This window comes from Zoogloea sp. 1C4 (assembly GCF_009469605.1).
Lineage (GTDB): Bacteria > Pseudomonadota > Gammaproteobacteria > Burkholderiales > Rhodocyclaceae > Zoogloea > Zoogloea oryzae.
This window is the reverse complement of record NZ_SSXU01000011.1, coordinates 71,950-98,949: the sequence shown is the minus strand read 5'-3', so window position 1 is coordinate 98,949 and position 27,000 is coordinate 71,950. Positions and strand designations below refer to the sequence as shown.

The 27,000-nt window shown below is 67.8% G+C and carries 28 protein-coding genes, 1 tRNA gene and 1 pseudogene; 3 read left to right on the top strand and 27 right to left on the bottom strand.

Annotated features, from left to right (window positions below; translation table 11 throughout):
• Positions 1–22: 22 nt before the first annotated feature.
• The 15 genes and pseudogenes from GH681_RS23965 to GH681_RS14255 form a co-directional block, all read right to left on the bottom strand.
• Entirely contained in the window at positions 23–922 is a 900-nt protein-coding gene (locus GH681_RS23965) for a methyl-accepting chemotaxis protein (protein WP_255425189.1), read from the bottom strand.
• Positions 905–1,981, bottom strand: a pseudogene (locus GH681_RS23960) (FIST signal transduction protein); the annotation flags it as partial. The pseudogene GH681_RS23960 and the gene GH681_RS23965, both read right to left, overlap by 18 nt.
• Before the next feature lie 230 nt (positions 1,982–2,211).
• A complete protein-coding gene (gene hypD / locus GH681_RS14315) occupies positions 2,212–3,351 on the bottom strand; it encodes a hydrogenase formation protein HypD (protein ID WP_153162136.1) in 1,140 nt (379 codons plus the stop codon).
• Positions 3,348–3,584, bottom strand: a complete 237-nt coding sequence (locus tag GH681_RS14310; RefSeq protein ID WP_153162135.1) for a HypC/HybG/HupF family hydrogenase formation chaperone — start codon at positions 3,582–3,584, stop codon at positions 3,348–3,350. Before GH681_RS14310 ends, hypD begins: the two co-directional genes overlap by 4 nt.
• Positions 3,585–3,602: 18 nt before the next feature.
• Positions 3,603–3,896: a helix-hairpin-helix domain-containing protein gene (locus GH681_RS14305; protein ID WP_153162134.1), complete on the bottom strand. Its 294-nt coding sequence runs from the start codon at positions 3,894–3,896 to the stop codon at positions 3,603–3,605.
• Positions 3,893–6,274 (bottom strand): carbamoyltransferase HypF, encoded by a 2,382-nt coding sequence (hypF, locus tag GH681_RS14300; protein WP_153162133.1) that lies wholly within the window; start codon positions 6,272–6,274, stop codon positions 3,893–3,895. Before hypF ends, GH681_RS14305 begins: the two co-directional genes overlap by 4 nt.
• A 7-nt stretch (positions 6,275–6,281) precedes the next feature.
• Positions 6,282–7,346, bottom strand: a complete 1,065-nt coding sequence (hypB, locus tag GH681_RS14295; protein WP_153162132.1) for a hydrogenase nickel incorporation protein HypB — start codon at positions 7,344–7,346, stop codon at positions 6,282–6,284.
• Between the two features lie 12 nt (positions 7,347–7,358).
• Positions 7,359–7,700, bottom strand: coding sequence for a hydrogenase maturation nickel metallochaperone HypA (gene hypA, locus GH681_RS14290; RefSeq protein WP_153162131.1), 342 nt, complete (start codon positions 7,698–7,700; stop codon positions 7,359–7,361).
• Complete coding sequence (locus GH681_RS14285) at positions 7,693–8,463, bottom strand: hypothetical protein (protein WP_153162130.1); 771 nt, start codon at positions 8,461–8,463, stop codon at positions 7,693–7,695. Before GH681_RS14285 ends, hypA begins: the two co-directional genes overlap by 8 nt.
• A gap of 37 nt (positions 8,464–8,500) precedes the next feature.
• Positions 8,501–8,983, bottom strand: coding sequence for a [NiFe]-hydrogenase assembly chaperone HybE (hybE, locus tag GH681_RS14280; RefSeq protein WP_153162129.1), 483 nt, complete (start codon positions 8,981–8,983; stop codon positions 8,501–8,503).
• 3 nt (positions 8,984–8,986) lie between these two features.
• A complete protein-coding gene (locus GH681_RS14275) occupies positions 8,987–9,196 on the bottom strand; it encodes a rubredoxin (RefSeq protein ID WP_153162128.1) in 210 nt (69 codons plus the stop codon).
• 2 nt (positions 9,197–9,198) lie between these two features.
• Positions 9,199–10,050: a hydrogenase expression/formation protein gene (locus GH681_RS14270; protein WP_153162127.1), complete on the bottom strand. Its 852-nt coding sequence runs from the start codon at positions 10,048–10,050 to the stop codon at positions 9,199–9,201.
• A complete protein-coding gene (locus GH681_RS14265) occupies positions 10,047–10,508 on the bottom strand; it encodes a hydrogenase (protein WP_153162126.1) in 462 nt (153 codons plus the stop codon). Before GH681_RS14265 ends, GH681_RS14270 begins: the two co-directional genes overlap by 4 nt.
• Positions 10,505–10,810 (bottom strand): HypC/HybG/HupF family hydrogenase formation chaperone, encoded by a 306-nt coding sequence (locus tag GH681_RS14260; RefSeq protein WP_153162125.1) that lies wholly within the window; start codon positions 10,808–10,810, stop codon positions 10,505–10,507. The genes GH681_RS14265 and GH681_RS14260 overlap by 4 nt, the downstream gene beginning before the upstream one ends.
• 3 nt (positions 10,811–10,813) lie before the next feature.
• Positions 10,814–11,425: a HyaD/HybD family hydrogenase maturation endopeptidase gene (locus GH681_RS14255; protein ID WP_153162124.1), complete on the bottom strand. Its 612-nt coding sequence runs from the start codon at positions 11,423–11,425 to the stop codon at positions 10,814–10,816.
• A 370-nt stretch (positions 11,426–11,795) separates the two neighbouring features.
• Here GH681_RS14255 and GH681_RS14250 point away from each other — a divergent pair, with 370 nt between their 5' ends.
• Positions 11,796–12,926, top strand: a complete 1,131-nt coding sequence (locus GH681_RS14250) for a hypothetical protein (protein ID WP_153162123.1) — start codon at positions 11,796–11,798, stop codon at positions 12,924–12,926.
• 77 nt (positions 12,927–13,003) lie between these two features.
• Here GH681_RS14250 and cybH read toward each other — a convergent pair whose 3' ends face one another.
• The 3 genes from cybH to GH681_RS14235 all read right to left on the bottom strand — a co-directional run bounded on the left by cybH (position 13,004) and on the right by GH681_RS14235 (position 16,743).
• A complete protein-coding gene (gene cybH, locus GH681_RS14245; protein ID WP_153162122.1) occupies positions 13,004–13,708 on the bottom strand; it encodes a Ni/Fe-hydrogenase, b-type cytochrome subunit in 705 nt (234 codons plus the stop codon).
• 159 nt (positions 13,709–13,867) lie between these two features.
• Complete coding sequence (locus tag GH681_RS14240) at positions 13,868–15,658, bottom strand: nickel-dependent hydrogenase large subunit (RefSeq protein ID WP_153162121.1); 1,791 nt, start codon at positions 15,656–15,658, stop codon at positions 13,868–13,870.
• A complete protein-coding gene (locus GH681_RS14235) occupies positions 15,658–16,743 on the bottom strand; it encodes a hydrogenase small subunit (RefSeq protein ID WP_153162120.1) in 1,086 nt (361 codons plus the stop codon). Before GH681_RS14235 ends, GH681_RS14240 begins: the two co-directional genes overlap by 1 nt.
• A 109-nt stretch (positions 16,744–16,852) precedes the next feature.
• Between GH681_RS14235 and GH681_RS23955 the strand changes: the two genes are divergently transcribed.
• Together GH681_RS23955 and GH681_RS14230 are read left to right on the top strand one after the other, a co-directional pair.
• The gene (locus GH681_RS23955) at positions 16,853–16,978 is read left to right on the top strand and encodes a hypothetical protein (RefSeq protein ID WP_255425188.1); all 126 of its coding nucleotides are present in this window, start codon (positions 16,853–16,855) and stop codon (positions 16,976–16,978) included.
• 18 nt (positions 16,979–16,996) lie between these two features.
• The gene (locus GH681_RS14230) at positions 16,997–17,500 is read left to right on the top strand and encodes an N-acetyltransferase (RefSeq protein ID WP_153162119.1); all 504 of its coding nucleotides are present in this window, start codon (positions 16,997–16,999) and stop codon (positions 17,498–17,500) included.
• A gap of 21 nt (positions 17,501–17,521) precedes the next feature.
• On the opposite strand, the gene GH681_RS14225 is transcribed toward GH681_RS14230, so the two are convergent.
• The 9 genes from GH681_RS14225 to ispE form a co-directional block, all read right to left on the bottom strand.
• A complete protein-coding gene (locus tag GH681_RS14225; RefSeq protein ID WP_194271245.1) occupies positions 17,522–18,457 on the bottom strand; it encodes a GNAT family N-acetyltransferase in 936 nt (311 codons plus the stop codon).
• 231 nt (positions 18,458–18,688) lie between these two features.
• Complete coding sequence (ilvD, locus tag GH681_RS14220; protein ID WP_153162117.1) at positions 18,689–20,530, bottom strand: dihydroxy-acid dehydratase; 1,842 nt, start codon at positions 20,528–20,530, stop codon at positions 18,689–18,691.
• Between the two features lie 85 nt (positions 20,531–20,615).
• On the bottom strand, positions 20,616–21,743 hold the full coding sequence (locus GH681_RS14215; protein ID WP_153162116.1) for a hypothetical protein: 1,128 nt from the start codon (positions 21,741–21,743) through the stop codon (positions 20,616–20,618).
• A gap of 214 nt (positions 21,744–21,957) precedes the next feature.
• Positions 21,958–23,580 (bottom strand): methyl-accepting chemotaxis protein, encoded by a 1,623-nt coding sequence (locus GH681_RS14210; RefSeq protein ID WP_153162115.1) that lies wholly within the window; start codon positions 23,578–23,580, stop codon positions 21,958–21,960.
• Positions 23,581–23,690: 110 nt separating this feature from the next.
• Positions 23,691–24,296 (bottom strand): aminoacyl-tRNA hydrolase, encoded by a 606-nt coding sequence (pth, locus tag GH681_RS14205; protein ID WP_153162114.1) that lies wholly within the window; start codon positions 24,294–24,296, stop codon positions 23,691–23,693.
• Between the two features lie 32 nt (positions 24,297–24,328).
• Entirely contained in the window at positions 24,329–24,925 is a 597-nt protein-coding gene (locus tag GH681_RS14200) for a 50S ribosomal protein L25/general stress protein Ctc (RefSeq protein ID WP_153162113.1), read from the bottom strand.
• 94 nt (positions 24,926–25,019) lie between these two features.
• Positions 25,020–25,970 (bottom strand): ribose-phosphate pyrophosphokinase, encoded by a 951-nt coding sequence (locus tag GH681_RS14195; RefSeq protein WP_153162112.1) that lies wholly within the window; start codon positions 25,968–25,970, stop codon positions 25,020–25,022.
• A gap of 72 nt (positions 25,971–26,042) precedes the next feature.
• A tRNA-Gln gene (locus GH681_RS14190) sits at positions 26,043–26,119 on the bottom strand.
• A gap of 11 nt (positions 26,120–26,130) precedes the next feature.
• On the bottom strand, positions 26,131–27,000 hold the full coding sequence (ispE, locus tag GH681_RS14185; protein WP_153162111.1) for a 4-(cytidine 5'-diphospho)-2-C-methyl-D-erythritol kinase: 870 nt from the start codon (positions 26,998–27,000) through the stop codon (positions 26,131–26,133).

The window sequence follows — 27,000 nt, the reverse complement described above, 5'->3', positions numbered from 1 at the left end:
CGCGCGCACGTGCCGGAGCGGATCAGGCCTGGGTCAGCTGGTTCTCGGTGAGGTGTTTGAGGGTGTCGGCCACCGTCCGGGTGTGGTCGGCGTTGCCGGCGGTCTGGCTGCTGATGGTCTCGATGTCGGTGAGGAGCGACGACAGGCGCGACACGTCGCCCGACTGGCGTTCGATCTCCTGGGCCACGCGACCGATCTCGCTGGCCAGCGACGAGATGTCGGCGCCGATCTCGCCGGCGCTGGTGCGGGATTTCTCGGCCAGCTTGCGCACCTCGTCGGCCACCACCGCAAAACCGCGTCCGGCCTCGCCGGCCCGGGCTGCCTCGATGGCGGCGTTGAGGGCCAGCAGGTTGGTCTGGTCGGCGATCTGCTGGATCACCTCGACGACGCCCTGGATACGGCCACTGGCCAGCGCGAGCTGGCGGGCGCTGTCGGCGGCACCGGCGGCCTGGTTGGTGAGGTTGGTGACCATCGTGCCGGCGTCGTGGACGACCCGCCCCTGCTCGTCGATGTGGCCGCCGAGGGCCCCCACCGAGGCGTAGAGGTCGCCGGCGCAGGCTTCGAGCTGGCGGGCGGTGTCGTTGCGCAGGACGTAGGACGACTGGAGCGTCTGCCCCAGGCTGTTGAGGCCACGCACCACCAGCGAGATGTTGTCGTCGAAGCCGGACGGATCGAGCTGGCTGTCGAAGCTTTCGGACTGGTAGTCGGCGATCTGGCGCACGATCACCCGCGACAGGCCGGCAAACTTGTTGCTCTGGCGGCGCAGGAAGAAGGCCTTGAACTCACCGTAGTGGGCGACGAAGTTATCCACGAACTCGTCGCGGAAGGGCGCGCCCTCAGGCACCCGGAAGAAGAACACCGCGGTGAGGGTCTGGTTGAGGTTGAGGCCGAGGATCTCGCCAAAGGTGGAGAAGCCGGCCATCTGGCCGCCGGGCAGCACGTCGCCGAGGCGCGCGAGCTCCTTGTCGTTGTAGAGCCGGCGCAGGATGCAGTCGTTGAGGATGCCGGCCACGGGCAGGCCGGGCTTGCCGTTCATGAAGGCCTTGAAATCCCGCTCGGTGGCCTGGGCGAGGCCGGTACGGCGGACCAGCCGCAGGTCTTCGCCCGGCGAGATGTCGCAGTAGAAATTGACCCGCCCGGCGTCGAGATTGACGTTCACCACCGATCGGACGAACAGCTCGTCGCCGACCTTGATCGCGAAGGAGTAATCGGCCAGCTTGCTCTCGAGCGCCTGGGGCTGGCAGCGGAAGTGCCGGCACAGGGCGTCGATGAAGGACACGATGCTGCCGTCCTCGGCGATCACCTGGCTCACGTAGCGCTGCTCCAGCGACGCGCCGATCACCGGGAAGCGGGCGCCGTCGGGCTCGAAGTTGTGGCTCTTGAGGACCCCGAAGCGCGTGCCCTTCGCCACCTTGAGGAAGGCGATCAGGGCGTGGTTTTCGAGCTTGCGGGTGCCGTCGTGGATCCAGGTGTTCTTGAAATCGAACTTGCCGCCGGCCGAGCCGCCCACGAACAGGCACGGGAAACGCCCGGATTCGTAGAGCGCCTCCATGAAGAAGGATTCGGAGGCCGACAGGCCGTCGAACAGGATGTGGGCGAAGGTGTCGCGGTGGTCGATGTCGATGTCCACCCGTACGTCGCGGATGCGCTTGGCGAGGGCTGCGACCCGGTCGCGCACCGGCAGGTCGCGCTGGCCGCGACGCAGGTCTTCGCTGCCCAGGGGCACGGCGACCACCTGGGCGCGGGCGATCAGGGACGCGTCGAAACACTGGATGACCACCCGGTCCCAGCTGTTGCCAGTGGCACAGTAGAGCGGGCCGCTGCCGCTGCACAGTTCGCCGGCGGTGGAGCACAGCATCACCGGCACACCGGGGAAGCGCCCGCTGACGGCCCGGGCGACGGGCTCGATATCCACGTGGGGCGACACGTAGGCGCTGATGAAGGTGGGCTGGATGGCGACCGCGGCGAGGGTCGATGCCACATCGACGGCGCGGCACTGCAGGGTGTGCACGCCCGGCTGCGGCGCGGCGCGCAGCTTGCTGAACAGGTTCACTTCAAGTCTCCTTGCGGGCCTCGGAACGGGCCGTGTCCGCGGTGTATCGGCGAAGACTGATGAAGGTTTAGCACCGTGAAGGCGAACGCGCCGCCGCGGCAACTGCCGACGTCATGGCCAGACGCGAAGTGAATACCGATATCGACAAGCATCGGCCGCTAGCCCGCCACCACCGGAATGTCGCGGAAGCGCCCGTAGGTGTAGTGGGCGGCGCAGGCGCCTTCGGATGACACCATGCACGAGCCCATCGGCGTTTCGGGGGTGCACACCGTGCCGAAGAGCTTGCAGTCGAGGGGCGTCTTGACTCCGCGCAGGATCGCCCCGCATTCGCAGGATTTGTGATCCGGCACCGGCTGGTAGACGAGGCCGAAGCGGGCCTCGGCGTCGAAGGCCGCGAAGCGCTCGCGGATGCGCAGGGCCGAGTACGGCACCATCCCCAGCCCGCGCCATTCGAAGGCCTGGCGCAGCTCGAAGACCTCCGACACCAGGGCCTGGGCCTTGAGGTTGCCGTCTTCGGTGACGGCGCGGGTGAATTCGTTCTCCACCTCGGCGCGACCTTCGTTCACCTGGCGCACGAGCATCCGGATGGCCTGCATCACATCCAGCGGCTCGAAGCCGGCGATCACCACCGGCTTGCGGTATTCCTCGGCGAAGTGTTCGTAGGGCCGGCTGCCGATGATGGTGCTCACATGCGCCGGGCCGATGAAACCATCCAGCGGCACCGTGCCCAGGTCGCGCACCTCGGGGGATTCGAGGATCGCGGTGATCGCCGACGGGGTGAGCACGTGGCAGCTGAGCACCGTGAAGTTCGTGAGCCCGAGCTGGGCCGCCTGGCGGATCACCAGCGCGGTGGGCGGCGTGGTGGTCTCGAAGCCGATGGCGAAGAACACCACCTGGCGCTGCGGCTCCCGCTGGGCCAGCGCCAGCGCGTCGGCGGCGGAGTAGATCATCCGGATGTCGGCGCCGCGGGCCCGGGCGCGGAGCATCGAGAGCCCTTCGGACGCCGGCACGCGCAGGGTGTCGCCGTAGGTGCACACCGTGACGCCTTGATTCAGGGCCAGCTGGATCGCCTGGTCGATGCGGCCGATGGGCAGCACGCACACCGGGCAGCCGGGGCCGTGGATCATGCGCACCTCAGGCGGCAGCAGGTCGGCCACGCCGTAGCGGGAGATGGCGTGGGTGTGGCCGCCGCAGAACTCCATGAAGGCGTAGCGCCAGCCGGGCTCGACCTCGCGGGCGATGGCGGCGGCGAGGCCGCGGGCCACGTCGCCGTCGCGGAACTCATCTACGTACTTCATGCGGCTTCGGCCCCCACGTCGATGCCGGCCTGGGCCATCAGCGCGAGGGTCTGCTCGGCTTCTTCCGGGTCGAGCCGGGTGAGCGCGTAGCCCACGTGGACGATCACGTAGTCGCCCACGACCACGCCGTCGACGAGCTCCAGCGAGATCGTCTTGCGCACGCCGCCGAGATCGACGACGGCCTGGCTGTCGGGAAGGAGTTCGACCACGCGGGTCGGGATGGCGAGACACATGGTTTCAGTCCTCGGGTTTCAGTCGCCGCCGCCAAGGCGCGCCTTGCGCTCGGCGGTGTAGGCCCACCACGGCCGGGCCGGCTCACCGCCCATGAAACGGGTGGCGGCGATGAAGGTATCGAGCAGGCAGGGGTCGTTGCAGATGCCGCTGACGGCGTTGAATTCGGCGTAGAGCTCGAACGGGTCGCGCCCGGTGAGCTGGGCCGGGGCGTGGATGCCGATCCGGCCCAGGATGTCGGCGACGGCCTTGCCCACGTTGGGGACGTCCTCCAGCCGGCGCACACTGGCCGGAGTGGCGCTCAGCTTGCTCACAGCAGCCCCCGGCGGAGTTCTTCCCGCGCCACCCAGGCCTGGCCGAGGGCGATGCCGCCGTCGCCCGGGGGCACGTGCTGGGCTTCGAACACCGCGAGGCCGCGGGTGGCGAGCTTGTGGCGCAGGCCGATGGCGAGCTCGCGGTTGAGCAGGCAGCCGCCGGAGAGGGCCACCCGGCGCAGGCCGGTGGCGTGGGCGGCGTCGCCGATCCACTGGGCGAAGGCGTCGATCAGGGTGGCGTGGAAGTGGCTGGCGCCGCGGGCGGCGTCGGTCTCGCCCACCAGATGATGGAGCAGCGGGTAGAGGTTGAGCACCGAGGGGCCATCGGGCCGGGTGTCGATGTGGTAGCCGCCCGCCAGCGGCAGGGTGTGGCCGCGGAGCCGGGCGAGGGTTTCAAGACGCATCGCAGCCTGGCCCTCGAAGCTGGTGGCGTCGCACAGCCCGAGCAGGCCGGCGGCGGCGTCGAACCAGCGGCCGAGGCTGGTGGTGGGCGGGCAGCGCACGCCGCGCTCGAGCATCGCCAGCACCTGTTCCACCGCCGGTTGGTGGGCGAAGCGGCGGGCGGCCTCATCGCGCTGGCCGAGGGCGTGGAGCACGGCGGTGGCGACGCGCCAGGGCTCGCGGGCGGCCCGGTCGCCGCCGGGCAGGGCCAGCGGGCTCAGGTGGCCCAGGCGACGGAACTCGGCGCCATCCACGTAGAGCAGCTCGCCACCCCAGGGCAGGCCGTCAGTGCCGAGGCCCACGCCGTCGGCGGCAAAGCCGAGCACCGGGCCGTCGAGACGATGCTCGGCGCACACCGCGGCGATGTGGGCGTGGTGGTGCTGGACGGCGATGGACGGCACGTCCAGCGCATCGGCCAGGGCCAGCGCGGCTTGGGTGGAGTAGTAATCGGGATGGGCGTCGTGGGCGACGGCGGCCGGGCGCACCGACAGGATGGCCTGCAGGTGCTCGGCGGCTTCGTCGAGGGCGACGCAGGCGGCCGGGTTGTCGAGCCCGCCGATGTGCTGGGACAAGAACGCCTCGGCCCCGCGGGCGAGGCACAAGGTGGCCTTGAAGTGGGCGCCGACGGCCAGCACCGCCGGGCCGCTGGCATCGAGCGGCATCGCCAGCGGGGTGAAGCCCCGGGCGCGGCGCAGGAACTGCACGCCGGCGCTCTTGCCGTCGCCCTCGCCCGGCGTGGCGGGTAGATCGGTGCGCAAGCGCAGCACCGAGTCGTCGCAGCGCACCACGATGTCCCGGTCGTGCATCAGCAGCACGTCGGCGATGTCGGCGAGGCGTTCGAAGGCTTCGTCGTTGCGCTGGACGAGGGGCTCGCCGTGGGGGTTGGCGCTGGTCATCACCAGGGCCAGGGGCTGCGGCTGGTCGAGCCAGGCGGTGCCGGCGGGGCGGCCGGCGGCCTCGTGGAACAGCAGGTAATGGAGCGGCGTGCCGGGCAGCATCACGCCCAGCTCGTCGAGATCGGGGGCGATGCCGGGGAAGGCCTCGTCGCAGCCGGGTTGCTTGGCGAGCAGCACGATGGGCCGCTCGGGGCTTTCGAGCACCGCGGCCTCGGCGGCGCTGATGCGCACCCGGCCGGCCAGGCTGGCGACGCTCGCGACCATCAGCGCGAGGGGCTGGTGGGGGCGCGCCTTCCGTTCGCGGAGGCGGGCGACGGCGTCGGCGTTGGACGCGTCGCAGGCCAGGTGGAAGCCGCCCAGACCCTTGATGGCGACGATCTCGCCCAGTTGCAGGCGGCGCACCGCCTCGGCCAGCGGATCGCGGGCCAGCGCGGTGAGGCCGTGGGGCTCATGCAGACTGAGGCGCGGGCCGCAGGTGGGGCAGGCGTTGGGCTCGGCATGGAAGCGCCGGTTGCCCGGGTGGCGGTATTCGGCGGCGCAGACTTCGCACAGCTCGAAGGCCGCCATGCTGGTGCGCGCCCGGTCGTAGGGCAGACTGCGGGTGATGGTGTAGCGCGGGCCGCAGTGGGTGCAGTTGATGAAGGGATAGCGCCAGCGCCGGTCGTCGGGGTTGAAGAGTTCGGTGAGGCAGGCGTGGCACACGCCCACGTCGGGGCCGATGGCGGTGGCCACCTCGCCTTCGGCGCTGGGCAGAATCACGAAATCCCTGCGGGAATGATCGGGCGGGATCACCTCCGGCTCGATGGCGTCCACCCGCGCCAGGGGCGGCGCCTCGCTGGCAAGGCACTGGGTGAAGGCGTCGAGCACGGGCTCGCTGCCCTGGATCTCGATCTCCACCCCGCCGCCGTCGTTGCGCACCCAGCCGACGAGGCCGAGGGAGTTGGCGAAGCGGTACACGAAGGGCCGGAAGCCCACGCCCTGCACCACGCCGCGCACGCGCAGGCGGCGGGCGACGCGGGTCGGGTCGACGACGATCAGCATCGGCGGGTCAGCCCTTGGCGGCGAGTTGGGCTTCGAGGGCGGCGATGCGCGCACGAAGCTGGTCAACGGTGGCCACCCGGGCGGCACGGGCCGCCGCGAGGCGCGCATCGATCCAGCCCAGCCATTCGTCAAAGCCGGCGCCGGTGGTGGCCGACACCTGGATCACCTGCAGCTGGGGATTGACCCGGCGGGCGAAATCGATGGCGCGGGCGACGTCGAATGTGAGGTAGGGCAATAGGTCAACCTTATTGACCAACATCAGACTGGCGGCGGCGAACATGTCCGGGTACTTGAGGGGCTTGTCCTCGCCCTCGGTAACGGACAGCACCACCACCTTGGCGGCCTCGCCCAGGTCGAAGGCGGCCGGGCACACGAGGTTGCCGACGTTCTCGATGAGCAGCACGCTGTCGTCGGGCGGGGCCAGTTTTTCGAGCGCGTGGCCGACCATCAGCGCATCGAGATGACAGCCCTTGCCGGTGTTGATCTGCAGCGCGGGGGCGCCGGTGGCGCGGATGCGCTCGGCGTCGAAACTGGTCTGCTGGTCGCCTTCCACCACCGCCACCGGCACCGCGCCAGGGCGGGCCTTGAGGGCGTCGATGGTGCGCACCAGCAGGGTCGTCTTGCCCGAACCGGGGCTGGACACGAGGTTGAGGGCGAGGATGCCCCGGTCGGCCAGCCAGCCGCGGTTGCGTTCGGCGTAGCCGTCGTTCTTGGCGAGGATGTTCTGCTCGATCTTGACCATCTGGGCCTGGCTCATGCCCGGGGCGTGGGCGCCGGCCGGGCCGTGGCCGTAGTGCAGGCTGCCGTCGCCGGCATCCGTGTGGGGGTGAGCGTGGTCGGCGGTGTGCACGTGATCGTGGGTGTGCCAGGTGCCGTCGGCGTGCTGGTGCCGGTGGCCGTGGGCGCCGGCGGGCACCCATTGGTGACTGTGGGCATGCTCGCCCTCGTGGCCGTGGGCGTGGCGATGGACGGTGCCATCGGCGTGCACGTGCTCGTGTTCGTGGCCGTCCCGGTCAAGCGCCTCGCCTTCGATGCGGGTTTCTCCGGCCCCGCAGCCGCACACATTGCACATGTCAGTTTGCTTTCATTCGATTTCGAGTTCCTTCACCCGCATCTCGGTGCCGCCGGTGGCCTGCACCTGGTAGCTGCCGCAATGGGGGCACGGATCATACAGGGCACTTATCGGCACGGTGACGGCGCACTGCATGCACCAGCCCTGGCCGGGCACGGGGTCGATCTGGAGGGCGGCGCCGTCGGCGATGCTGTCCTTCATCACCACGTCGAAGCAGAAGGCGAGCGCCTCGGGTTCGACCGACGAGAGCTGGCCGATTTCCAGCACCACCGTCTTCACCTTGCGAAAGCCCTGGGCGCGCCCGGCGTCCTCGACGATCTGGCGGATGCCTTCCGCCAGCGACATTTCATGCATCCACGATCTCCACGGTGTAAGGCACGCAGGGGTCGAGCTGCAGGACGGCCGTCTCCACTGCGCGGCGGGCGGCCGCCAGGGAAGGCAGGCGGGCCGGCAGGCGCTCCACGATACCCTTTTCGTCGGCGAAATTGCGATCCGTCGGCGCGTCGATCCGCCATGCGGCGACCCGGCCATCGTCCACGCACAGCGCGTGACGCAGGCGGCCGCGGGCGGTGTGCACCCACGCCTCGCCCGCACCGGCCCCCGGATTGCCGGCATTGCCCCACGGATAGGGGCGATCCTCCTCCAGCGCCCGGGCGGCGGCGGCGAAGGCGGCGAGCTGATCGGCGGCCTCGGCGATGGCCGGCAGTTCGGCGATGATCTGCCTGGTGGCGTCGATGACGGCGGCCTGCCCCAGGCCCCGGGCGGCACGCCAGGCGGCGAAGGCCGGGGCGCGGGGCGACTCCCCCGCCAGCCGCGGCCAGTCGAGGAGCAGCCGCCACAGGTGTTCGTGGAGACATTCGGCCCACAGCTGCCACGACGGCACCGGCGTGTCGGCCACGCAGCCGGCGGCGGCCAGGGCCAGCCGGCCGGCTTCGCGCTGGGCCTTCGCGCACAGGGAAAAATATAGCGGGACGCGGGCCAGCGCGTCGGCTGGGGCAAGCCCGACCAAAGCGCGGGCCACCGGCGGGCGGACGAGCTGCACGCTCCAGCCGGTCAACGCACCGGCGTCCCAGCGCGCGGCAACCCGCAGGCTGCCGGCAAGCACCGACTGCGTCACAGGGGGCGCCTCGCCACGGGCCGGCGGACGGCGACGGTCATGCCGCGTGGCGCCCGAAGAGCCAGCGGCGCCGGCTGGAAACTTCGGCCTCCGGCCGGGCCTCGACGGGTTCGACCGGCGCCTGCAGCAGCGCGATGAGCGCCGCCGAGGCCGTGTCGCAGGCGGTTTCCATCGCGTCGAACTCCGGCGCCGGCGAGAACAGCGAGCACACCTGATAGGGCCCGAAGCCCACGTCGGTGCCGTAGACGAACTCGTAGTCGCCACTGGGAAAGTGCCAGCGGGTCTTGGCGAGGGATTCGGCCGCCTGCCAGGGCGCGCTGCCGGGCAGGATCAGCAGGTTGATCGCCCAGGGCATCACCAACGCAGCCACGCGCACGCCATCCCATTCCACCAGCTGTGCGACGCGCACCGACAGGCGCGGGTTGCACAGGGGCACGTCGGCCATCGGGCCGGCGGCCACGGCACGGTAATGGGCTTCGATGCGGGCCGCGAGCTGGGCGGGCGTGGGCAGGGCGGGCACGGATCAGTCCTTCAGCACCATGAACTTGTGGCGCGGGGCGTCGCAGTTGGGGCAGCGCCAGTGCTCGGGCAGCTGCGAAAACGGCGTGCCGGCGGGGATGCCCCAGTGGGCGTCGCCCGCGGCGGGGTCGTATACCTGCCAGCAGATGCCGCATTCGAGCCGGTCGTCGTCGGCGAGCTTTTCGCCATCGCCCAGGAAGGAACCTTCGAACATCGTCAGCTTTCCCGCAGCATGGCGATGTATTCGCCGAGGCGCTCGATGGTGTCGGTGTAGTCCTCGTCAGCAGCCAGGACGACCTCGGGCATGTCCACCACCTCGATGGTGTTGAGGATCAGGGTGTCCATGCTGTTGAAGTACTGCACCCACCACACGTTGGCGAGTCGGGTGCTGGTGACACGGCAGTTGCCGTATCCGCGGGAGAGCATCGACACCTCCCGGTGGCCGAGGGCGCCGTAGAGGTAGTCCAGGTCGGCCTCGCTGACCGGCAGGAGGGTGAGGTTGATGACGTGGGCGGCCTGGCCGGCCACGTGGCGCGCGGACTGCTGCTGGACTTCAGCGAGCAGCGCCTCGCCGTTCATCATCCCGGCGGTGAGCGGCGGCGGCGTGAGGGCCGGCAGGGTGGTGGCGCGCATGGCGGCGTAGAGCTCGGCCGGCACCGGGCTGGCCTCGAGGCGATCGGCAACGATGCGGCCGTCGGCGCCCTCCTCCAGCACCCGCCACAGGGCGGCGAAGGCGGTCTCCTGCACGCGGATGCGGGTGGGCGCCAGGGTGAAGGCGGAGACTTCGCCGAAGCCCAGGGATTCGGTGAGCAGGTCGCGCACGCCGCGGGGCTCGCCGGCCAGATCGACTGACGCCGGCTGGGCAGCGCCCAGGGGCCGGGCGCGCATGTCGGCGAGCAGGTGATCGAGGATGTCGGCGGCGCGGGCGAGATCCTCGTCGCTCATCGTCTCGGGCAGGCGCGGGGCGCGGAAGGTGTTCATCCCGCTGGGCATGGCCAAGTATTCGGGGGATTCGTCGGTCTGGGAGCCGGGGCCGACGGGCACCACGGGGATCGGGAAGGGTTTCATGCGCAGCTCCGGGTAGCCTGGGTGGCGATGGAAATGGGCGGGCGGCTGGGCGCCAGGGCGCTGATCCGCGCGAGCTCGGTAACAAAGGGGCTCCAGTCGAGAATGCCGGAGATCACGCCCAGATAGGCGCCGCCCCGCAGCACGACCACCGCCGGGTAGCGATTGACGCCGAAACGGCGGGCCAGCGCGGGGCTCAGATCGGCTCCGGCAGCGAGGCCGCTGGCCGTCACGCCGAGGGCGCGCAGGGCTTCCGGCAGCACCACCACCACGTCGAGGGATTCGGGGCTGCGCTGGGGGTCGTCGGTGAGGAGCAGCACGGCGAGGCCGTCGGCGTCGAGGGCCGCATCCAGCGCGGCTTCGTCGGCGAGGCGCACAAAGCCGTTGCGCTCGGCGAGGCGCTTGAGGGCGGCGTCGAGCTTGTCGAGGGACGACGGGGGCGGGGCGAACTGGGCGCTCATTGGGGCTCCGTGAGGTGGGCGGGGAGGGTCGGCGTACGCTCGACCAGATCGGCGAACAGGGCGTCGATGCCGGCCTGGTCGCCACGCATGGCGGCGCCGAGGGCGGCCAGCGCGTTGTTGATGGCGTGGGCGCGCTCCGCGTCGATGACTTCGCGGGCGGCGCCAAGAAAGGTGAGGAGCCAGGTGCCCGGTGGCTGTTCGCCGACAAGCACCAGGTCGATCGTCTGCTCGCCGTCCGGCCCCTGGCAGCGGGCCGTCCAGCCGGACGCTTCGATGACCTGCACGGGAATGCCGAGGCACATGGCTCAGTCCTCCCGGATGAAGCGGGCGTCGCCGAGGCGCCAGGCATCGCGCTCGCTGGGCCGGCCGGCTTCGTAGGCGTCCATGGTCAGGCTGTCGGCGTTGAGGCGCGGGCCGGCATCCGTGCGCGGCACTGGCGCGGCGCCCCAGCGGGTGAGCCATTCGCAGGCCACGTCGAGAGCCGGGCCGATCTGGGCCTTCACCGCGTCGCGCAGACTGCCGCCAAAGTCTTCTAGCTCGACCGGCTGGCAGCCGATCAGCACCAGCTCGTCGGGCAGGCGGCCGAGGAGTTCAGCCGAGGCCAGCACTTCCTGGAAGCCGGTCTGGTGCAGGCTCATCTTCTTGGCGCCCATGAAGCGCGGCACCTCGTCGCCCACCACGATGCGCAGGGTGCCCGGCGCATCGCCGTAGTCCACCGCATCGAACACCAGCAGGCGGCGCGCGTCCTCCACGTAGGGCAGCAGGTAGAGGCCCTGGGTGCCACCGTCCATCACGGTAACCTGCGGCGGCAGCGCGAAGCGTTCGGCCAGGGCTTCGGCGCAGCGCACGCCAAAGCCTTCGTCGGCCCACAGGAGGTTGCCGATACCCAGAACGAGAATGGAAGGATGGCCGGTCATGGCGTTTCCGAAAACAGGAAGGTGGTCACTTCAATCAAGTTCCGTGCCGGGCCGCCCTGCGACGCCCCGAAAGGCGAAGCGGCTTACAGGACAAGGCCTTAGCGCACACAGCCATACCACCAGGCAGTCAAAAGGAAAAGCAGACTTCCAGCGCCACCAGAAAGCGGAAGAATCGTTTCCACTCCAGATGCAATCAGCCGCCCACGCCATTGCCATTTATGCGACATTTGCCCCGCCACCCATCGTCTGCGATCACCACTTGTGATCCGGATGTGGATTTTCTGCAGGGGCGCGATAAATATGACTTTTGTCGCATCGCCGCATCGGTTCACAATCCGCTTTCGCTTGCGCTGATTTATCGTCCCTCCCCATGAAAAACCTTCTTCCGGCCATCGCGGCCCTCGCCCTGCTCGCCTCGCCGCTTCCGGCCGTGTCCGTCTCGGTGGGCGAACCCATTCCTCCCAAGGCAGAGGCGGCGCCCTCCATCCCGCTGGCCACCACCGCACCGGCGAGCGGCACGAGCCTGCCGGCGCCGCCGAAGGTGACCCGATGGGAAGACACCGGCATGAAGCCGGTCGAGGCACGGGAGTGGCAGAACTACGGCTTCAACCCCCAGGAAGGCATGAACTGGCACTCCGCCGGCTTCGAGCCGGTCGTCGCCCGCACCTGGTCGGACAAGGGCTTCGACGCCGATGAAGCCCGCCAGTGGCGCGATTCGGCCCGCCAGAGCCGCTCGATGATGTCGGAAATGGACCACTCCGATCCGGCCGCCTGGAAGCGCGAGGGCTTCTCGCCGGCCGACCGGCTGGCCTGGTGGGAGGCCGGCTTCGTCTTTGACGACGCGGTGCTGCTGGCCCGTGCCGGCATGAGCCCGGTCCAGGCCGCCTGGCATGGCCACGAGAAGCTGAAGGAGATCCGCAGCGGCGCGGCCGGGCAATCCCCGTCGGGCAGCGCCGCCATGACCGCCCCCGCCGGCGCAGCGCCCGGTGCAGCTCCGGGCGCCGCACCTGCCGCGCCCCAGCCCCTCGACCCCGCCGCCATCTGGCACGTCGTCGGCCCCTTCCTGAAGGTGGGCCTGGTGGGCCTGGTGGCCTTCATCTCGGGCGGCTTCGCGTTCTTCCTGTATCGCCGCGCCCAGGCCAACAGCAAGCTCGCCACGATCAAGTCCGACGCGCCGGACAGCGAGATGCCGCCCGAATCCCTGCCGCCCGCCAAGCTGGGCAAGAAGGTGCTCGAGAAGCGCAAGCCGGCCCGGGCGGTCAAGCTGTTCAAGTCGGCGGCACCCCACTGCATCCACTGCAAGAGCACCAACGTGCGCCGCTCCAAGATGCATCCGCACAAATTTGCCGGCATCAACTTCACCGAGTACTTCCGCTGCAAGAACTGCGGGCGGCACTTCGCGATCGTCAGCTACACCTCGATCCTCGCCACCGGCGGCGCCATCGTCGCAGCGCTGATCCTGGTCACCGCGTCCTTCATCTACGTGTTCTCGATCGCCTGACGCGGCGCAGTCGTTCAATAAAAATGGCCCGGTCGAAACCGGGCCATTTTTGTTTGCAGCACCTGCAGGCGGCTGGATCAGTCCTTGAACATCCGCCAGCCAGAGATCATCGTGGAGATGAGACTCTGGCGGCTCATGATGTCTTCACGGATCGCCGCATACACGTGGACCAGCGCAAAGCTCATCATGATCCACATGCCGAGCCGGTGCAGGCTGTGGGTCTGCATCGAGCCACCCAGCAGCGGCAGCACCCAGCCGAACAGGCGATCGGCCCACGAGCCCAGCCCAAGGCCTTCGCTGTACAGCGCGAAGCCGGTGAAGAGCATCCCGAAGGCCAGCACGGTGAAGAAGAAGAACATCATCAGCTGGGCCATCGGGTTGTGGCCGACGTACTTCTTCGGGTGCTTCTCAAGGAAGAGATACCAGCGCAGCTCGAAGAACACCTCGCTCCACCACTGCCCGTTGGTGATCGGCAGCTTGAAGATCTGCCGGGCGTGGTGGTTGCCGACGAAGGCCCAATACACCCGCCCCACCAGCCCCACCGCGAAGATGTAAGCCGCGGCGAAGTGGGCAAAGCGGATGTAGCCCATCAGGAAGTTGTCCGACGCCTCACCGGGCATCGTCGGCAGCGGCTTGCCGATGAAGTAGCCGCTCACCGCCAGCACGACGATGGCCAGGGCGTTGATCCAGTGCCACAGGCGCACCGGCGCCTCGTACACGTAGATCGAACGTACCTGCCGGCCGTGCCGTTCGGCCTCCAGCATGTCTTGTTGTGAAAGCATGATCAAGCCTCCCGACGGGCCGCCCCGAGGGAGGCGGCGCCCCCTTGGGGGGGTGAGACAGGGAATGCGCGGCACCCTGTGCCGCGCCTGCCGAACGGGTCAGCTGTGCAAAGCTGACCCTCCGCGAACAACGTGAGCGTGGGGGTCATCATCATCTCCTCAGCGGACCTTGATCGACGCCATTTCCTGCCCGTCCGGCGACAGCACATGGGTGGAGCAGGCCATGCACGGGTCGAAGGAATGCAGGGTGCGCAGGATTTCCAGCGGCTCGTCGGCCTTGGCCACCGGGGTGTCCATCAGCGAGGCCTCGAAGGCGCCGATCTGGCCCTTCGCGTCCCGCGGGCCGCCGTTCCAGGTGGTGGGCACCACCGCCTGGTAGTTGTCGATGCGGGTGTCCTTGATGCGGATCCAGTGGCCCAGCGCGCCACGCGGCGCCTCGGTGAAGCCGACGCCCTTGGCGTCCTTCGGCCAGGTGGAAGGGTCCCACTTTTCGATGTTGGCGGTGGAGAGATCGCCAGCCTTGAGGTTGGCCATCAGCTTGTCGAAGAAGTAGCGCGACTTGTGCGCCGCCCACGAAGCCTCCAGGCCCCGCGCCGCGGTGCGGCCGAGGGTCGAGAAGATCGCCTTGAGGGGCAGGCCGAGATCCTTCAGCAGCTTGTCCACGGGCTCCTTGAACTCGGGGTTGTTCTGGGCGTAGCCGATGACGTAGCGCGACAGGGGGCCGACCTCCATCGCGTGGCCACGCCAGCGGGGCGCCTTGATCCACGAATACTTGCCGGCTTCGTCCAGGTTCTCGATCTTGGTCTTGGTGCCCTTGGTGGCCTTGCCCAGCTCGAAGTTGGGTTCGGTGACACCGTCCCACGGGTGCAGACCCTTGGTCTCGTCGGCGTACTTGTACCAGCTGTGGGCCACGTGTTCCTGCACCTGCTCGGGGTCGCGCAGGTCCACTTCGTGCACCTTGGTGAGGTCGCCGTTGATGATGGCGCCGCGGGGCAGCAGCAGGTTCTTGGCCGAGTAGTCGTTGGCCACGTCCGGGATGTCGCCGTACGACAGCACGCACTGGCTCGACAGGCCGCCGCCGTAGGTCCAGTCCTTGTAGAAGCTGGCGATGGCGACGAGATCCGGCACATACACCATGTCGATGAACTCGATGCAGCGGTCGATGATCGAGGAGATCAGGTTGAGCCGCTCCATGTTGATCGCGCCGACCGCGCCCGCACCTTCCATGTTGATCGCGCAGGGCACGCCGCCCACCAGCCAGTTCGGGTGCGGGTTCTTGCCACCGAAGATGGTGTGGATCTTGACGATCTCCTTCTGGAAATCGAGCGCTTCCAGATAATGGGTGACCGCCATCAGGTTGGCTTCCGGCGGCAGCCGGTAGGCCGGGTTGCCCCAGTAGCCGTTCATGAAGGGGCCGAGCTGGCCGGATTCGACAAACTTCTTCAGGCGATTCTGCACGTCACGGAAGTAACCCGGCGACGACAGCGGCCAGCTGGAGATGCTCTGGGCGAGTTCGGAGGTCTTCTTGGGATCGGCCTTCAGGGCCGACACCACGTCCACCCAGTCCAGCGCGTGCAGGTGGTAGAAGTGCACCAGGTGATCGTGAATCTGGAGCGCCAGCTGCATCAGGTTGCGGATGATGTTGGCGTTCTCGGGGATCTTGATGTTGAGGGCGTCTTCCACCGCGCGCACCGAGGTGAGCGCGTGGGTGCCGGTGCACACGCCGCAGATTCGCTCGGTGAAAGCCCACGCATCGCGCGGGTCGCGGCCCTTCAGGATCACCTCCAGCCCGCGCCACATGGTGCCGGTCGAGACAGCGTTGCGGATCACATTATGTTCGTCGATGTTCACCTCGACGCGCAGGTGACCCTCGATCCGGCACACCGGATCGACCACCACGCGCTTGCCCGAGTTGTCGAGCTTGAAGCCCTGGGTTTCCAGCACCGTCATCATTTGTCTCCCGAATTCTTGTCGTCATGCTGCGAGCGGGCCCGCGCCAGCGCCGTCACCGCCGCGTGGGCAGCCACTGCCGCGCCCACCGCGCCAGCAGCCGTCGCGCCAATCTTGTCGGCATTGGCCTCGACGCCGAACTGATGGATGTCGGTCACCCGGTCGTAGAAGCTGCCCTTGTCCCAGAAGCCGTCTTCCGAGCAGCCGATACAGCCGTGGCCGGATTGCACCGGCCAGCTCACGCCGCCGTTCCAGCGCATCGACGAGCAGGCGTTGTAAGTGGTCGGGCCCTTGCAGCCCATCTTGTAGAGGCAGTAGCCCTTGCGCGCGGCTTCGTCGTCCCAGTTCTCGACGAACTGGCCGGCGTCGAAGTGCGGGCGGCGGTAGCACTTGTCGTGGATGCGCTGGCCGTAGAACATCTTCGGCCGGCCCTGGCGGTCGAGCTCGGGGATGCGGTCGAAGGTCAGCATGTAGGTGACGACACCGGTCATCACCTCGGCGATCGGCGGGCAGCCGGGCACGCGGACGATCGGCTTGTTGGTGATGACCTGATGCACCGGGGTCGCCCGGGTCGGGTTCGGCTTGGCGGCCTGCACGCAGCCGTAGGACGCGCAGGCGCCCCAGCTGATGATCGCCTTGGCGTCGGCGCAGGTTTCCTTCAGCACTTCCACGAACGGCCGGCCGCCGTGGATGCAGAACATGCCGTCCTCATTGAGGGGCGGATTGCCCTCGACGGCCACGATGTAGTTGCCCTTGTACTTCTTCTTCACCTCTTCGATGATCGCCTCGGCCTGGTGGCCGGCGGCGGCCATCAGGGTGTCGTCGTAGTCGAGGGACAGCATCGACAGCACCACGTCCTTGGTGAGCGGGTGCGCCGAGCGGATGAAGGATTCGGAACAGCAGGTGCATTCCAGCCCGTGCAGCCAGATCACCGGCGTGCGCGGCTTGGTCTCCAGCGCGTGGGCGATCTTCGGCACAAAGGCGCTACCCAGCCCCAGCGACGTGGCCGTCAGGCTGCAGAACTTCATGAAGCTGCGTCGGGTAATCCCCTGCCGGCGCAGCACCTCGTAAAATGTTTCGGTCATGGACGTCAGCCCTCCCCTCCTGGAACATCACGCCCGGATATCTTCTGATCTGCCGCGACGAAACCGGGCCGACAAGGTCGCGCAGCCTTGGGAGGAATTAACAAGAACCATGCCCAAACTGGCCGCGCGCCAAAAAACCAGCCTGAGCAATGCCTTAGCGAATCCTGCCGGCGGTGACAAAAGCCCTTCCAGCAATACCGACAAGCCGCTGACCAGCCAATCGGAAACCCACTAACCAGCCCTTCCGCTCCAGATGACCACCCTCACCCTCCAGCCGGTCAACTTCGATGACCCACGGCAGACCGCCGATTTCCTGTTCCTCCTCGACCACTACATGCGCGGCCCCACGGGCAACGGCAAACCCATGGACGACGACCTGCGCGCCCGCCTGCCGGACGCCCTGCGCCGCCGGCCGACGGTGCTGTGCCACATTGCCTACGTGAGTGATGAATCAGGAAGAACGCAGCCCGCCGGCCTGATCAACTGCGTCGAGGGTTTTTCCACCTTCGCCGGCAAGCCGCTGCTCAACATCCACGACATCGTGGTGCACGAGGATTTCCGCCGACGCGGGATCGCCCGCGCCCTCCTCGCCCACGCCGAGACGGTGGCGCGGGACCGGGGCTGCTGCAAGCTGACGCTGGAGGTGCTGGAAGGCAACCGCGGGGCGCACCGGGCCTATCTGGAGTTCGGCTTTCAGGCCTACCAGCTCGACCCGGCGATGGGAGCCGCGATGTTCATGGAAAAGAAACTGGGCTGAGCCCGGTGGGCGGAAACGCCCTCAGAAGGCGACCCACTCTTCGAGCAGGCGGTATTCGCTGCCCCGCAGCCCCTGCTTGAAGCGGCCGTAGCCGTCGGACGACGAGTAGCCGCCCAGATCGAAGCGTTCGCAGCCGCGGGCCTGCATGGAAAGCAGCGCGTTCCACATCAGGAAGTTGCCGGCCTTCTTCTGGCGCGCTTCCGGCCCGAACCAGCCGACGAAATACTCGGCGCTCCGGGCAAAGCGGAACACGATCATCCCGGCCAGAGGCTGGCCGTCGTGCAGCGCCCGGCACACGAAGACATCCTCCGGCGCCCGCTCCCGCAGCGCCCGCAGGAGGTCCGGCGACGTGCCGGCAAAGCCCTTGTCGCGCATGTTTTCCTGGTGACGGGCGAGCATCCAGTCGAAGGCACAGGGCTTGTCGGAGATTTCAAACTCCAGCCCGCCCCGTTCGGCGCCATTGAGCTGGGTGCGCCATGTGGAGGCCAGCCGCTTGCGCAGGGTGGCGGCGTCCTGGGTCAGATCCAGCACCGCCGAACACCAGCCCGCCGTACCGCGGGCAATGAAACCAGCCTCCCGCAGCCACTGGGGATGCTCGTCCGATTCGGTGAGCCCCGGCGCCAGCACCAGCACGCCGCGCCGACCGAAGCGCCAGCGCTTGCGCAGCGCCGCGTACACGGCGCGTACCTCCGCCTCCTGGGGCCGGAGCGCGAGGAACTGCGGCCCACGGTTGATCCGCGCCGCCACCGGCAGCCCCAGCAGACGCTTCACCAGCACCTGGCAGATCGCCACCGGCTGGCCGGCCTGCTCGAAGACTAGCCGCTCCACCCGCCAGCCGCCAGCCGCCTTGGCTTCGCCGTAGCCCCAGGCCTGGACGATCGCCGGCGCGGGCAGGCGCGCAAACAGCCCCACCCACTCGTCGCGCCCCGTGACCGCACGGATCCGGCAGTCGTTCACGGACGCAAGCGGCAGCGACGCCAAGGAAAAAACGCAAGAAACATGCTTCATGGAGGGAGGGGTTCGAGAAGTGGGCCGAGTCTACCCGCACATTTCCCTGGCGCCCACGAAGCGTTTCACAAATGGACACAATCCCGCAGAAAACCGGCATGCAGCCGGCAGGAATCCACACCGCAGAAACAGAAAGCCCGGCACGAGGCCGGGCTTTCACGTTTGCAGCGACCGCGGGGGTCAGCGCTGGATCTGCGTGATGTCGCGGACCGCACCGGTGTCGGCGCTGGTGGTCAGCGCGGCATACGCCTGCAGCGCGGCAGACACCACGCGTTCGCGGCTCACCGGCTTCCAGCCGCGGGCATCCTGGGCAGCCCGGCGGGCGGCGAGCACGTCGTCGGCCACGGCCAGATTGATGCGGCGGTTCGGGATGTCGATCTCGATCGTGTCGCCCTCTTCCACCAGGCCGATGGCGCCGCCACAGGCGGCTTCCGGCGACGCGTGGCCGATGGACAGGCCGGAGGTGCCGCCGGAGAAGCGGCCGTCGGTGAGCAGCGCACAGGATTTGCCGAGGCCCTTGGACTTCAGGTAGCTGGTCGGGTAGAGCATTTCCTGCATGCCCGGGCCGCCCTTCGGGCCTTCGTAGCGGATCACCACCACGTCGCCGGCGACGATCTGGTCGGCGAGGATGCCGGCCACGGCGTCTTCCTGGCTCTCGAACACGCGCGCGCGGCCGGTGAAGGTCCAGATGGATTCATCCACGCCGGCGGTCTTCACGATGCAGCCCTTCTCGGCGATGTTGCCGTACAGCACGGCAAGGCCGCCATCCTGGCTGAAGGCGTGGGCCTTGTCGCGGATCACGCCGTGGCTGCGGTCGAGGTCGAGCTCGTTCCAGCGGCGATCCTGGCTGAAGGCCACCTGGGTGGGCACGCCGCCCGGCGCAGCCTTGAAGAAGTTGAACACGCCGGCGTCGTGGGCCTTCATCACGTCCCAGGTGGCCAGCGCTTCGGCCATGCTCTTGCTGTGGACGGTGGGCAGGTCAGTGTGGAGCAGGCCGGCACGAGCGAGCTCGCCCAGGATGCCCATGATGCCGCCGGCACGATGCACGTCCTCGATGTGCACGTCGGCCACCGCGGGCGCCACCTTGCACAGGCAGGGCACCTTGCGGGAGATGCGGTCGATGTCCTTCATCGTGAAATCGACACCAGCTTCCTTGGCCGCGGCCAGTAGGTGCAGCACGGTGTTGGTGGAGCCGCCCATGGCCACGTCGAGGCTGATGGCGTTCTCGAAGGCCTTGAAGGAGGCGATGGAACGCGGCAGCACCGAGGCGTCGTCCTGCTCGTAGTAGCGGCGGGCGAGGTCGACGATGCGGCGGCCGGCTTCCTTGAACAGGCGCTCACGGTCGGCGTGGGTGGCGACCACCGTGCCGTTGCCGGGCAGCGACAGGCCCAGGGCTTCGGTCAGGCAGTTCATGGAGTTGGCGGTGAACATGCCGGAGCAGGAACCACAGGTCGGGCAGGCGGAGCGCTCGACGGCGTCCACTTCCTCGTCGGAGCAGCTGCTGTCGGCGGCCTTGACCATCGCATCGACCAGATCGAGCGAGATCACCTTGGCCTCCCACTTCACCTTGCCGGCTTCCATCGGGCCACCGGAGACGAAGATGGCGGGGATGTTGAGGCGCAGCGCGGCCATCAGCATGCCCGGGGTGATCTTGTCGCAGTTGGAGATGCACACCAGCGCGTCGGCGGTGTGGGCGTTGGCCATGTACTCGACGCTGTCGGCGATCAGATCGCGGGACGGCAGCGAGTACAGCATGCCGCCGTGACCCATGGCGATGCCGTCATCGATGGCGATGGTGTTGAATTCCTTGGCGACGCCGCCGGCGGCTTCGATCTCGCGCGCGACCAGCTGGCCCAGATCCTTCAGGTGCACATGACCCGGCACGAACTGGGTGAAGCTGTTGACCACGGCGATGATCGGCTTTTCGAAATCGCCGTCCTTCATGCCGGTGGCGCGCCACAGGGCGCGGGCGCCGGCCATGTTGCGACCGGCGGTGGAGGTGCGGGAACGATACTGGGGCATCTCGGGAAACTCCGTCTTCAACTAATGGGGTGCTGCCAATCTTCCATTCTAGCGCGTTGAGCCGGTTCCGCTGCCCTGCTTTGTATCAATAACGTGCAGCCTCTCCGCCCGCCGCCGGCAGGCCGCCGCTGCGGGACATCATCAGGATCACCCACAGCAGGATCAGCGACGCCGGATAGGCGAAATAGCGTTCGGTATAGATCGGCAATAGCAGCAGGTGCGCCACCACGAAGGCCGCCGGCACCAGCAGGAGCAGGTACAGCGCGGCCAGGTCGGCGTCGCGTCCGCCAGCACGCTTCAGCGATCCGAACAGCGCCTTGCGGTGGATGATCGCCAGGCAGGCCGCCACGAAATAGACCACCACGTGGGGGCTGCGGGCGACCGTCTTGAGCATCCTCCCGTAGGCCGCAAGGTAGTCGGCGGGGTTGGTGGAGACGACCAGCTTGGCCGGATAGGGATCGAGGCCGATCAGCGTGAAGTGAAACACCGTGAGGTAGCTGTAGCCGGCATTCAACTTGTTGTTGAGCACGTAGGCCGCCACCGCGGCGGCCAGCCCGGCCACCGCGAAGAGGCGACGCCCCTGCAGGAACATCACCCCCATCAGCAGCGCCGAGAACAGCACGAAGTCTGTGCGCACCAGCGGCAGCGCCACTGCAAACAGGCAGGCCCACGGGCTGCGTCGCAGCGCCAGCAGGGTCGCCGCCAGGGTAAAGGCGCAGGCCATCGCATCGGGCGTCGACAGCTGGGCGAGCTCGCCATAGTTGGCGAGGAATACCACGCCGGGAATCACCCACAGCGACACCCCGACCGACGCGGCGATCAGCCCCAGCAGCAGCACCGACACGGCCTGGAAGAAGGCCGCGATGAGATAGGACGAGCGGGCGTAATCCACGCCGGCCTTGTGGGCGAGCTCCATCAGCCAGACGTAGCCCTGACGGATCGTATAGAAAGGCAGCTGCTGCTCCAGCGAAACCGGATCGCTGCGCACCGTGCCGCCATAGGGGCCGTTGAGCAGCGCCGACAGGCGGGCGGGGCCAATCTCGGCGCTCACCTCGGCATAGGTGCGCTGCGCCAGCGCCTCGCCCCGCAGCCCCTGCTTGTAGTGGGCGGTCGCCACGTAGCCGACGATGTCGAAGTTATGGGCCGGCCGCAGGGCTCCGACGAGAAAGATGGCAATCGCCGTCGCCAGCACGACCAGGTAGCGCAGGAGCATGGGTTCCCTTGAATCAGGTTCTGACGACCATCGCCGGTTAAAGCCGGAGGCAGTGCATCCAAGCTTTCAATTGTGGCGAATTGTCACGTCCGCGCAAGCATGTCGGCCGCCCGGGGCGTGATGTTTTCCCGCTCACCCGGCATTTGTCATTCGCCCATGACAAAAAGGCCGGATTGCTCCGGCCTTTTTGCAGGGCTGAGGCGGCGCCGACGGATCAGACCCGGAAGCGGGACACCGTCTGCTGGAGCTGGCTGGCCAGGGTTTCCATGTCGCGGGCGGCGCGGGCCGTGGATTCGACGGCGGAGTCATTTTCGCGGGCCGTGGCGGTGATGGCGTCGATGCTCTCGACGACGGCCTCGCTGGCCCGGCGCTGGTTCTCGGTGGCAACCGCAATCTCGTCGAGCCCACGCCCGACGGCAACCACGGATTCGTTGGCAGACTCGATGGCGGCGGAGACGGTGCCGACCGCCTCCCGGCTTGAGGCCAGGTGATCGAGCCCGGCGTGGATGGCATCGCGTACCGCCACCGACTGACGGGAGATCTGCGACGTGACGGCGTCGATCTCACCCGCCGAGCGAGCAGACTTTTCGGCCAGCTTGCGTACCTCGTCGGCCACCACGGCAAACCCGCGGCCCTGTTCGCCGGCCCGGGCGGCCTCGATGGCGGCATTGAGCGCGAGCAGATTGGTCTGGTCGGCGATCTCCCGCACCTCGCGGGTCATGGTGGTGATCACCGTGGTGGACTGGACGAACTGCTCCACTGAATCCGCCATCTGGCGAACAGCGTCTTCGGCGTGATTCACCTCGGCGACGAGGGACTCCAGTGTCTTGCTGCCCTCCCCGGCCCGACGCAGGCTCTCCTGGGAGCGCTGATGAACCTGTTCGGCGCTGGTGGTGACATCCAGGATATTGCCTGTCATCCGCGACACGGCCTCACTCGCCTGATCCGACTGGTCATGCTGCCGGCGCGACCCGTCGATCACGCGGGCCGCGCCAGCGGCCAGCTCGTGGGACGATCCGATCACCCGCCCTGCCGCCTCACTGACCTGTCGGACCAGCTGGGCGATGGTCCCCAGCATCTCGTTGAAGGTGGAAGCCGTCTGGCCGATTTCGTCGCTCCCGGACACCTTGAGACGGCGGGTCAGGTCACCCTCGCCCTTGGCGATCTCAGCGAGACTGCGGTTCATCTCGTTGAGGGGCGTGACCACGAAACGATGCACGAAGAAGCCCACAAAGGCGATCAGCGGCAGGGAGATCAAAGCCGCCGCGACGATGCGCTGCCACATGAAACGCTCGACCGCCGCATTCACCTTGTCGAGGGACACCTTCATGCTGACAAGGCCGAGCACCGTCCCCGCCGGCACCTGATGGCAGGCGATGCAGTTCTTGCCGAGGTAGTTCTCGGACGCGAGGGCCGGTTTGACCACCCGCAGGTATTCGCCCGACTGAGCGTCGCGCTCGACCTGGACGAACGGCTGGCGGGTCGCCATGGCGGCCTGTTCGTCGGAGTCCAGCGCCGGCTGGCTGCGGGAGCCCGCACCGAACTGGCGGGAAACCGCTTCGCCGCGGATCACCTGCAATTCGCGGATCACGCTCAGCTGCTTGATCTGGTCGAGAAAGACCTCCCGCTGGCCGACCGTGCCGGTGATCATCATCCCGGTGAGCCCGGCCATCGTCATCTCGTGGATCGAGTTTGCGAAATCCTGAGCCTGATCGATGGCGGTTTCGCGATTGCCCCGGGTCTCCCAGGCGATCATGCCACCCCAGGCGATGACCAGCATGAGCCAGATGGCTCCGGTCAGTCGCAACCAGATTGGCGTATCCGACAGCTTGCGCATTTGCAGATCCCTTCCCTCGAACGGACACAGCGGGTGTCCATCCCCTTGATGGGCGGGTCTACGGCGGCCGGGTGACAAGCTTTAAGCCGATACGCGATTTTTCGCGCTGGCTACGCCTGACGTGTCGGTTTGGGTGCGGCGGGACGGGTGTTGAGACGCTGGGTCGCGGCGTTCCAGTCGGCCTTGGCCATCAGCGGCCAGGCGGCGAGTGCGCGATCGAGGGATTCGTCGATGAGTTCGGACTCCTCGCGCCGGGGCGGCTTGAGGACGAAGTTGACCACTTCGTTGCGGTCGCCCGGATGGCCGATGCCAACCCGCAGGCGCCAGAAATCCTGGGTGCCCATGTGGGCGGTGATGTCCTTGAGGCCGTTGTGGCCGCCGAGGCCGCCGCCAAACTTGAGGCGCAACTGACCCGGAGGAATGTCGAGCTCGTCGTGGACGACGAGGATCTCGGCCGGATTGATCCGGTAAAAGCGGGCAAGCGCCGCGACCGACTGACCGGAACGGTTCATGAAGGTCTGGGGCATCAGCAGCCACACGCCGTCGTTGCGGGCGTTGGCGGCGAGGCCGTGGAAGCGCGCTTCCTTGCTGAATGAGACGCCCAGCTCGCGGGCCAGGCGCTCACAAAACCAAAACCCGGCGTTATGCCGGGTTTCAGCGTACTCCGCGCCGGGGTTGCCAAGGCCGACGATGAGCTTCGGTGCAAGCTGGCTCATGGCGTCAGTGGCCCTGCAACCCCGAGGGTCGATCAGGCAGCCGGGGTTTCCTCGGCGGCATCGTCGCCACCGCGGATCGCCAGGATGGTGGCCACGACCGGGTCTTCACCGTGGGTCAGGGCCTTCACGCCTTCCGGCAGCGTCAGACCGGACACGTGGATGGAGGCGCCGCTCTTCAGGTCCTTCAGGTCCACTTCGATGAATTCCGGCAGAGCGCCCGGCAGGCACTCGACGGTCAGTTCGGTGTACGGGTGGGAGACCATGCCGCCTTCAAGCTTGACGCCCGGAGCGATGTCAGCGTTGATGAAGTGCAGCGGCACCTTCACGTGGATCTTGTGGGTGGCGTCGACACGCTGGAAGTCCAGGTGCAGCACTTGCTGCTTGTACGGGTGCCACTGGGTGTCCTTCAGGATCACGGACTGCACGGCGCCGTCCAAGTTCATGGACAGGACGGACGAGTGGAAAGCCTCGTTGCGCAGGGCGTGGTAGATCTCGTTGTGGTCAACGGAGATCTGGATCGGCTCACCGGAACCGAAGACGATGGCGGGGACGCTGCCGGCACGACGCAGGCGGCGGCTCGCACTCGAACCCTGCACTTCGCGCTTCTTGGCGTTGAATTGAATGGTCATTACAACTACTCCAGGTTGTATCGCCCGACCGCGACCAGACGGGCGTCGGAAAAAAGCCGGCGGGCTTGCACCCACCGGCTCGAGAAAAACAGGCTTACTCGTTGAACAGCGAGCTGACCGACTCTTCGTTGCTGATCCGCAGGATGGTGTCGGCCAGCAGTTCGGCGATCGACACGCTGCGGATGCGCTTGCAGGCGCGGGCCTCGTCGGACAGCGGGATGGTGTCGGTGACGACCAGCTCGTCCAGGTCGGATTCGTTGATGCGGCTGATCGCCGGGCCGGACAGCACGGCGTGGGTGGCGTAGGCCATCACGCGCTTGGCGCCGTTTTCCTTGAGGGCCTGCGCGGCCTTGCACAGGGTGCCGGCGGTATCGACGATGTCGTCCATGATCACGCAGGTGCGGCCTTCGACTTCACCGATGATGTTCATCACCTCGGAGACATTGGCCTTGGGGCGGCGCTTGTCGATGATCGCCAGATCGCACTCGAGGCGCTTGGCGAAGGCACGCGCGCGGACCACACCACCGACGTCCGGCGACACGACCAGCAGGTCTTCGATCCGCTGCTTTTCGAGATCGTCGAGCAGGACCGGCGCGGCGTAGATGTTGTCGACCGGGATATCGAAGAAACCCTGGATCTGGTCGGCGTGAAGATCGACGGTCAGCACGCGCTGCACACCGGCGGCCTGCAGCATGTTGGCCACGACCTTGGCGGTGATGGGCACACGGGCCGAACGGGGACGGCGGTCCTGACGGGCGTAGCCGAAGTAGGGAATCGCTGCGGTGATGCGGCCGGCCGAAGCCCGCTTGAGCGCATCCACCATGATCAGCAATTCCATGATGTTGTCGTTGGTGGGAACGCAGGTCGGCTGAAGGACGAAGACGTCCTTGCCACGCACGTTTTCCAGCAGTTCTACATTGACCTCGCCGTCCGAGAAACGCCCGACAGTGGCGGAACCCAGAGACTTGCCCAGGCGCCGCACGACATCTGCGGCGAGCTTGGGGTTGGCGTTGCCGGTGAAAACCATCAGGCTGCCCGAAGCCATGATCACCTCACGTTGCTGCTAAAAAAGATGCAAAAAACAAAGCGGGCAGGCTTTCGGCCTGCCCGCTGAATTTGGCTGGGGAAGAAGGATTCGAACCTTCGAATGCCGGAATCAAAATCCGGTGCCTTGACCAACTTGGCGACTCCCCAAGAAATCGTTTTCACACTTGCGCGACCCAACCCTTCAGCGGGTGACTGTCAAGCCCTTTGGCAATCCAGACATCCCAACCTTCCGGGGCCTTGGCCCTGACCTGCTCTGCCACATCCTTCGAATAGAAGGGAGCGAAGATGCAGGCCCCCGAACCGCTCATGATTGCTGCCCCATACTGCGACAACCACCCTAGCGCTTCAGCCACTTCGGGAAACAGCTTGCAGACCGTTGTCTGCATGTCGTTTCGCGTTTCGTGTGTTGCGAAGCCCCGCATTATTAGGGGTTTGCTATCCCGTGTCAACCCTGGCGCAGAAAAAATTTGAGCAGTGGGCACCGACACCTTCGGCGCGACCATCACGTACCACGCCGGCGGCACGTCGAGCGCCTGCAGCGCCTCGCCCACGCCCTCGGCAAAGGCCGTCTCGCCGAACACGAAGAAGGGCACGTCGGCGCCCAGGGTGAGGCCGATTTCCTGCAGCCGCTGGCGCGACAGCCCGCAGCCCCAGATCCGGTTGAGGGCGATCAGCACGCTGGCCGCATCGGAGCTGCCGCCGCCGAGCCCGCCGCCCATGGGAATGCGTTTCTCCACGCCGATGTCGGCACCCCAGGGCGAGCCGCTGGCGGCCTTCAGGGCCAGCGCGGCGCGCACCACGAGATCGGATTCGGCCGGCACGCCGGGCACGTCGGTGGTGCGGCGGATCTGCCCGTCGTCGCGCCGCTGCAGGGTGATCTCGTCGCCCCAGTCGATCATCCGGAAAGCTGTCTGGAGCAAATGGTAGCCATCAGGGCGACGCCCGATGATGTGCAGGAACAGGTTGATCTTGGCCGGCGCGGGCACGGTCACGGGTGCGGCGGGGTCGAAGATTTCAGCGGTCGTCAT

Bases quoted from the DNA above. Each gene is read 5' to 3' on its own strand.
- cybH (WP_153162122.1), bottom strand. From the start codon at position 13,708: ATGCTTTCACAACAAGACATGCTGGAGGCCGAACGGCACGGCCGGCAG.
- ispE (WP_153162111.1), bottom strand. From the start codon at position 27,000: ATGACGACCGCTGAAATCTTCGACCCCGCCGCACCCGTGACCGTGCCC.
- GH681_RS14270 (WP_153162127.1), bottom strand. From the start codon at position 10,050: ATGAAACCCTTCCCGATCCCCGTGGTGCCCGTCGGCCCCGGCTCCCAG.
- ilvD (WP_153162117.1), bottom strand. From the start codon at position 20,530: ATGCCCCAGTATCGTTCCCGCACCTCCACCGCCGGTCGCAACATGGCC.
- GH681_RS14265 (WP_153162126.1), bottom strand. From the start codon at position 10,508: ATGAGCGCCCAGTTCGCCCCGCCCCCGTCGTCCCTCGACAAGCTCGAC.
- GH681_RS14255 (WP_153162124.1), bottom strand. From the start codon at position 11,425: ATGACCGGCCATCCTTCCATTCTCGTTCTGGGTATCGGCAACCTCCTG.
- GH681_RS14250 (WP_153162123.1), top strand. From the start codon at position 11,796: ATGAAAAACCTTCTTCCGGCCATCGCGGCCCTCGCCCTGCTCGCCTCG.
- GH681_RS14275 (WP_153162128.1), bottom strand. From the start codon at position 9,196: ATGTTCGAAGGTTCCTTCCTGGGCGATGGCGAAAAGCTCGCCGACGAC.
- GH681_RS14230 (WP_153162119.1), top strand. From the start codon at position 16,997: ATGACCACCCTCACCCTCCAGCCGGTCAACTTCGATGACCCACGGCAG.
- GH681_RS14240 (WP_153162121.1), bottom strand. From the start codon at position 15,658: ATGACGGTGCTGGAAACCCAGGGCTTCAAGCTCGACAACTCGGGCAAG.
- GH681_RS23965 (WP_255425189.1), bottom strand. From the start codon at position 922: ATGGCCGGCTTCTCCACCTTTGGCGAGATCCTCGGCCTCAACCTCAAC.
- GH681_RS14210 (WP_153162115.1), bottom strand. From the start codon at position 23,580: ATGCGCAAGCTGTCGGATACGCCAATCTGGTTGCGACTGACCGGAGCC.
- hypF (WP_153162133.1), bottom strand. From the start codon at position 6,274: ATGCTGATCGTCGTCGACCCGACCCGCGTCGCCCGCCGCCTGCGCGTG.
- GH681_RS14215 (WP_153162116.1), bottom strand. From the start codon at position 21,743: ATGCTCCTGCGCTACCTGGTCGTGCTGGCGACGGCGATTGCCATCTTT.
- GH681_RS14195 (WP_153162112.1), bottom strand. From the start codon at position 25,970: ATGGCTTCGGGCAGCCTGATGGTTTTCACCGGCAACGCCAACCCCAAG.
- GH681_RS23955 (WP_255425188.1), top strand. From the start codon at position 16,853: ATGCCCAAACTGGCCGCGCGCCAAAAAACCAGCCTGAGCAATGCCTTA.
- hypA (WP_153162131.1), bottom strand. From the start codon at position 7,700: ATGCATGAAATGTCGCTGGCGGAAGGCATCCGCCAGATCGTCGAGGAC.
- GH681_RS14310 (WP_153162135.1), bottom strand. From the start codon at position 3,584: ATGTGTCTCGCCATCCCGACCCGCGTGGTCGAACTCCTTCCCGACAGC.
- hypD (WP_153162136.1), bottom strand. From the start codon at position 3,351: ATGAAGTACGTAGATGAGTTCCGCGACGGCGACGTGGCCCGCGGCCTC.
- GH681_RS14235 (WP_153162120.1), bottom strand. From the start codon at position 16,743: ATGACCGAAACATTTTACGAGGTGCTGCGCCGGCAGGGGATTACCCGA.
- pth (WP_153162114.1), bottom strand. From the start codon at position 24,296: ATGAGCCAGCTTGCACCGAAGCTCATCGTCGGCCTTGGCAACCCCGGC.
- GH681_RS14200 (WP_153162113.1), bottom strand. From the start codon at position 24,925: ATGACCATTCAATTCAACGCCAAGAAGCGCGAAGTGCAGGGTTCGAGT.
- GH681_RS14260 (WP_153162125.1), bottom strand. From the start codon at position 10,810: ATGTGCCTCGGCATTCCCGTGCAGGTCATCGAAGCGTCCGGCTGGACG.
- hypB (WP_153162132.1), bottom strand. From the start codon at position 7,346: ATGTGCAATGTGTGCGGCTGCGGGGCCGGAGAAACCCGCATCGAAGGC.